At 38.8% G+C, this 5,650-nt stretch carries 4 protein-coding genes and 1 pseudogene; all 5 read left to right on the top strand.

Features of this window, described 5'->3' with window-relative positions; genetic code table 11:
* Nucleotides 1-284: 284 nt before the first annotated feature.
* Complete coding sequence (locus tag CV945_RS15945) at nt 285-1,742, top strand: ethanolamine ammonia-lyase reactivating factor EutA (RefSeq protein WP_100660153.1); 1,458 nt, start codon at nt 285-287, stop codon at nt 1,740-1,742.
* Between the two features lie 13 nt (nt 1,743-1,755).
* A complete protein-coding gene (locus tag CV945_RS15940) occupies nt 1,756-3,117 on the top strand; it encodes an ethanolamine ammonia-lyase subunit EutB (RefSeq protein ID WP_044742387.1) in 1,362 nt (453 codons plus the stop codon).
* Nucleotides 3,118-3,141: 24 nt separating this feature from the next.
* Nucleotides 3,142-3,984 carry an ethanolamine ammonia-lyase subunit EutC gene (eutC, locus tag CV945_RS15935; RefSeq protein ID WP_020279289.1) on the top strand — a complete coding sequence of 281 codons (843 nt, stop codon included), beginning with the start codon at nt 3,142-3,144 and terminating at the stop codon, nt 3,982-3,984.
* Nucleotides 3,985-4,010: 26 nt separating this feature from the next.
* Nucleotides 4,011-5,405 carry an ethanolamine permease gene (eat, locus tag CV945_RS15930; RefSeq protein WP_020279290.1) on the top strand — a complete coding sequence of 465 codons (1,395 nt, stop codon included), beginning with the start codon at nt 4,011-4,013 and terminating at the stop codon, nt 5,403-5,405.
* Between the two features lie 113 nt (nt 5,406-5,518).
* A pseudogene (locus CV945_RS15925) lies at nt 5,519-5,650 on the top strand (IS982 family transposase); the annotation flags it as partial.

Here is a 5,650-nt window from a genome sequence, read left to right as displayed (position 1 = left end):
GTCAACATGCGATTCACCTCCTTGTCTATCAATATTCACATCATGGACAGGAAAAGCAAAAAATATTCAGCTCACTTTATGATGTGGCTGAATAGTTACTATTTTATTTATTGTAGCTACACATCTATCTTGGGAAAGGAAAAATAATATTTTACAGAAGAAAAAATCTATTAGATGAAAGAAGAGTATGAAATACTGATTCTACAGTTGATTGAAAAATTCTTGAGTATAATACGAAACCAGCGCCAATAACTGAAACACAGGATTTTTAGGATGTGAGTAGAGTGGAAGGTCAATCGATTATTAGCGTGGGAATCGATATCGGAACAAGTACGACAAAATTTATTGTAAGTCATTTAAAATATGCAAAAGTATCTAGTTATTTTTCTTTGCCTCGCTACGAAATTGTTGAGAGAAAAATTGTGTATGAAAGCCCTATGTACTTAACGCCGTTAAAAGAGAAACGGGATGAAATTGATTTGAAAACTCTCACGGGATGGCTTGAAGAGCAATATAAAAAGGCAGGAGTGAATGTATCAGAAGTAAAATCTGGCGCTGTGATCATAACCGGCGAAACCGCAACGAAAAAAAATGCAGAGAGCATTCTACATTATTTAGCTGAAAAATCGGGGGATTTTGTAGTTGCCATTGCTGGTGCTAGTTTGGAAGCGTTGCTTGCCGGCAAAGGATCTGGTGCTTTTTTGCGATCTAAAGAAGTGAAAGGAACAGTTGCTAACATTGATATTGGGGGTGGAACAGCGAATGTTGTACTTTTTCGGAGAGGAAAAGTATTAGGTACCATTACCTATCATGTTGGTGGAAGATTAATCGAATTAGATCAGAATGGTGAAATTACGTTTATATCCCCATCTATTGAACCATGGTTACATTCGAAAAATTATCGACTGGAGGTAAAGAAAAAAATTTGTTTTAAAGAAATGCAGCAGATTGTCCAAGAAATGTGCAAAGATATGCTGAATTCGTTAACCGGTCAGAAACCGATCCGGTTGGATGATTCGCTAATTCACAGCACGAGTTTTCAAGTGATTCCTCCTATCGATGAGGTGATGATTTCTGGAGGAATTGGTCAGTTGCTTGAGAAAGAAGCTCCTAAAACGATCTATGACACCGCTGTCTATGGAGATATCGGTCCGCTTCTTGCACATGAAGTAGTAAAGGAGATTGAAAATTGTTCGTTAAAACTAATAAAAGCGACGCAAACATCTCGTGCAACGGTAATCGGAGCCGGGATGCAAAGTGCAGAAATTAGTGGGGCTACTATACATGTTGCCCCGTCACGTCTCCCGATCCGCAATTTACCAATCATGATGATTGAGCTAGACAATGAACAAATAAAAAACAGAGATTATGTGTATGAGCAAATCAAACATGCGATGATCGAGTGGAAGCAATACTTTCAAGGGGAACAAGAAATTCCTTTTGCCATTCATATTCGAGGGATTTCTTATTGTTCATATGCAGTATTAAAAGAAGTAGCCAAGATATTATTTTCGCTTTATGAAAAATACTTTCCGAGGAATCCTGTTTTAGTAGTCATCTGTGAAAACGATATTGCGAAAGCACTTGGACAATTGCTAGTGCTTCAATCTAACAATAAAGTAGATATCATTTCGATTGATCAAGTTGTAGTTGAACAAGGTGACTACATTGATATAGGAGAAACAATCAATCAAAGTATGGTTCCTGTAGTCATCAAAACGTTGGCTTTTATGAAAAATTAGGAGGTGATTCAATTTGAAAACAACGATCACATTAATGGGAAAAACTTATCAATTTAAAAGTTTGAAAGAAATTATGGCAAAAGCAAATGAAGAAAAATCAGGTGATCAGCTAGCGGGTATTCATGCGCAAGATGCACAAGAACGTATTGCAGCAAGACATGTTTTATCAGAGCTAACTCTTGCTGATATTCGAAATAACCCGCTTTTGCCGCCAGAAGAAGATGAGGTGTCACGTGTCATAGAGGAAGGGGTTAACGAAAAAATTTACGCATCAATTCGAAATTGGACGGTTGCGGAACTTCGTGAATACCTTCTATCACCAAATGTAACGAACAACGAAATCACTCATATTCGCCGAGGATTAACAAGCGAGATGATTGCCGCAGTAACGAAGATTATGACAAATTTGGATTTGATCCAAGCGGCATCAAAAATCACAGTAGAAACACGTTGTAACACAACGATTGGTCAAAAGGGACGATTAGCAGGGAGAGCACAGCCTAATCATCCTAATGATAATTTACAAGGAATCAAGGCAGCGATTTTTGAAGCATTGAGTTACGGCGTTGGGGATGCGGTTATTGGAATTAATCCGGTTATTGATACGGCAGACAGTGTGAAGGCGATTTTAAATATGACAAAGGAGTTAATTGAGAAGTGGAATATTCCGACGCAAAATTGTGTTTTAGCACATGTAACAACACAAATGAGGGCGATTAAACAGGGAGGGTCAGCAGATTTATTATTTCAAAGTTTGGCAGGTACTGAACAGGGAAACAAAGCATTTGGCATTAGCGTGGAATTGCTAGATGAAGCAAATGAACTGATTCTAAAAGAAGGAACAGCCGCTGGTCCGAATGTATGGTATTTCGAGACAGGACAGGGATCGGAACTGTCAGCAGATGCTCATCATGGTATTGACCAACTAACGTTAGAAGCTAGGTGCTATGGGCTGGCCAAGCGATATAAGCCGTTTATAGTGAATACAGTAGTGGGCTTTATTGGCCCCGAGTATTTATATAACAGTAAACAAGTGATTCGTGCGGGACTTGAGGACCATTTTATGGGAAAACTTCATGGCTTGCCGATGGGAGTGGATGTTTGTTACACCAATCATATGAAAGCGGACCAAAATGATATGGAAAACTTAGCAGTCCTCTTGGCTGCAGCGGGTGTCAATTTCTTAATCGGTGTGGCTATGGCAGATGATTGTATGCTAAATTATCAATCTCTTAGCTTCCATGACATTGCCACACTAAGAGAATTGCTTCACATGCGACCGGCTCCGGAGTTTGAGCGCTGGTTAGAAAAAATGGGGATTATGGAAAACGGAAAGTTAACATCAATAGCTGGTGATCCTACTTTATTTTTATAAGCTATAAAGGTGGTGGTATGTGAAATGAATCAAGCGGATATTCAACAAGAGAAGTTGATTATGGAATTACAGACCAAAATATCAGACAAAATAATCGATAAAGACGAAGATGAAAAAAGTTTTCATTACACTGTGGTTGATTGGTCAACATATGTCCCAAATCCAAAATTTCCTGAAGGAATTGATGAATTGCGAAAAGTAACTCCTGCACGTATAGGGGTATGGAGGACGGGGACACGTCCACTGACGAAAACAATTTTAAAATTACAGCTTGATCATGCTGCAGCTGTTGATGCTGTTAACGGAGAAGTCTCTGATAGTTTACTTAAAGAATTTAATTTATTTACAGTAGAGACTTGTTATGAAAATAAAGAAGTTTATTTAAAGAGACCAGATAAAGGGCGGGTTCTTACAGAAGAGGCAGTCAAAATGATCCAAGAAAAATGTGTGAAAAATCCTCAAGTACAAATCGTTGTTTCTGATGGATTAAGTGCAAGTGCGATTGAGGCAAATCTCAGAGACATTTACCCAGCATTGTTGGATGCATTAGAAGTAAATGGGTTAACGCAAGGAACTCCTTTTTTTGTAAAAGGTGGAAGAGTAGCATGCATGGATCATATCGGTGAGATCTTGCAACCAGAAGTTCTTGTCCTTTTAATTGGAGAGAGACCAGGTCTTGTTTCTGCCAATTCTATGAGTGCTTATATGTGCTATAGACCGAGAAAAGGAACTATAGAATCGGAGAGAACTGTGATTTCTAATATTCATTCAGGAGGTACTCTTCCTGTTGAAGCTGGTGCCTATATTGGTACGATTTTAAGAAAAATGATTGATCAAAAAGCTAGCGGACTTCATTTAGAGCTTTAACATAATTATTAAGGGGGAAGGATAGTGTGGTGAACAATTCTAATCATTTGCAAAAGGCGTTAAAACCAATTCATTTATGGGGAATTGCAGTAGGAATGGTGATTTCAGGCCAGTATTTCGGATGGAATTACGGATTTGAGCAAGGTGGAACGATAGGATTAGCGATTGCCGCGATTATTGTCACTATTTTTTATACGACTTTCATATTTAGCTATTCAGAACTTTCTACATCCATTCCACACGCTGGAGGACCATCCGCCTATGCAAGAAAAGCGATGGGTCCTTACATGGGGTTTATGACGGGATTAGCCTGTTTACTTGAATTTGTTTTTGCTCCGCCTGCCATTGCTGTTGCGACTGGAGCCTACATTAACTTTTTAATTCCAAGTATTAACGCTGTGTATGCTACAGTGGCTGTTTTTTCATTTTTTATTTTAATTAATCTAATAGGTGTAAAAGGAGCCGCAATCATTGAGCTTGTTGCTACTATTTTGGCATTGATTGGTTTAAGTATTTACTACGTCGCTGGACTGCCTCATGTAAATAGCTCGGCGATATTTAATGATATGTCATTTTTTAACGGTTGGACAGGAGTATTTGCCTCTATTCCTTTCGCTATTTGGTTTTTTCTTGCTATTGAGGGAGGAGCGATGGCAGCAGAAGAAGTTCGTAATCCTAAAAAGGATATACCAAAAGGATTTATTTCTGGCATTTTGACATTAGCGACTGCAACCGTTCTTACATTGCTTATAACAGCTGGGCTCGGCGGAGGAGAAGGAAAACCTGCTGATTATCCGCTTCCGCAAGCGTTAGCTGGCGTTTATGGTGAAAATAATATTTTACCAAAAACGGTCGCCATTATTGGTTTGTTTGGGTTAATAGCAAGTCTGCATGGCATAATCATTGGTTACTCCCGACAAACGTTTGCATTAGCCAGAGCGGGATATCTGCCTAGATTCCTCTCTAACTTATCAAAAAGAGGAGTTCCGCATTGGGGATTAATTGTACCTGGTATTATAGGAGTAGTTAGTGCTGGTTCTGCTAGCTTTGCCAATGCTTTGATTATCTTATCTGTATTTGGTGCGATTACCATGTATTGTTTGAGTCTCATATCGCTGTTTGTATTGCGGAAAAAAGAACCTCATATGGAACGACCTTTCAAGGTAAGCTATCCAGTTGTTCCGGGAATAGCACTCTTTTTAGGTATTATTTCGTTCTTTTGCGTATTAAAATATAGTGTGTTAACTACAAACCTCCCTCTCTTCGGAATTGAAATTCCATTAATCGCTGTAATTTTGTTCGTATTTGGCGCGGGAAGCATTTACTACTTCTTAGTAGGTGCTAAGAACATTCGTCCAATATCTGAGGAATTTGTATCTATCGAAGATGTAGCATCTAGTCAGCAGAATGTATCGTTATAAGCTTTATAAAAAACCCGTGGTGCTAGATAAACTCAAACAAGCATAAAAATAGCCCTTGCATGAGGATCCCCTTAAAATGAAAGTGCAACCAACCATTAAAAAGGAGGATCCCTATGCAAGAGCACTTTCATTTTACTACAGATCGGGCCAAGATTCAAAAGCAATATGCCGCCATTTTCGTTTTTGTTTCTGCTCAACTTTCATGCATTCAGGTGCATCTTCATCGTCGAAATCGCCATTTGGTC

Origin of the sequence: Geobacillus sp. Manikaran-105, from assembly GCF_002809955.1 — a bacterium.
Lineage (GTDB): Bacteria > Bacillota > Bacilli > Bacillales > Anoxybacillaceae > Geobacillus > Geobacillus thermophilus.
The sequence above is the reverse complement of the archived record's forward strand: the minus strand, read 5'-3'. Positions and strand labels throughout refer to the sequence as shown.